At 49.6% G+C, this 595-nt stretch carries 1 protein-coding gene; it reads right to left on the reverse strand.

Translation table 11 applies throughout. The annotated features are described in order from the left end of the window. A partial coding sequence (locus OCT63_RS21400) for a hypothetical protein (RefSeq protein ID WP_269984594.1) occupies positions 1–595 on the reverse strand: 595 nt, incomplete at both ends.

The following is a 595-nucleotide window of genomic DNA, read 5'->3' on the forward strand; positions in this document are numbered from 1 at the left end:
TACAAGTGCCGTGGTTTCAACTTGGTTTGTGCCATCACTGATGATCACCGTCACAGTTTGACCGTCTTCCACATCGCTCACCGTGCCACGCACAACCATGGCGGCGCTTTCGCCGTTGCCGTTAATCACGCCGTCGGCGGTTTTATCAATGCTTGTGGTAATGGCGGCAGTGTTATCAAGCTCAACGCTATCTTGTGCGCTTACAGGGTTGCCCGCGATATCAGATACACTTGCAGTGGCGGTTAATGTGCCATCGTTTAGTGCGCTTGCATCAATTGGATCGGTGACGTATTCGCCGTTTTGTACAAGTGCCGTGGTTTCAACTTGGTTTGTGCCATCACTGATAATAACAGTAACAGTTTGGCCGTCTTCAACGTCAGTCACTGTGCCGCGTATAACCATGGCGGCGCTTTCGCCATTACCATTAATCACGCCGTCGGTTGTTTTATCAATACTAGTTGTAATAACTGCGGTGTTATCAAGTTCGACTGAATCTTGTGCTGAAATTGGATTGCCAGCCACATCAGACACGCTGGCTGTAGCGGTGAGTGTGCCGTCGTTTAGTGCGCTTGCATCAATCGGATCGGTAACATAT

The organism is Vibrio sp. RW, assembly GCF_027587105.1.
In the GTDB taxonomy this organism is placed as follows: Bacteria; Pseudomonadota; Gammaproteobacteria; order Enterobacterales; family Vibrionaceae; genus Vibrio; species Vibrio toranzoniae.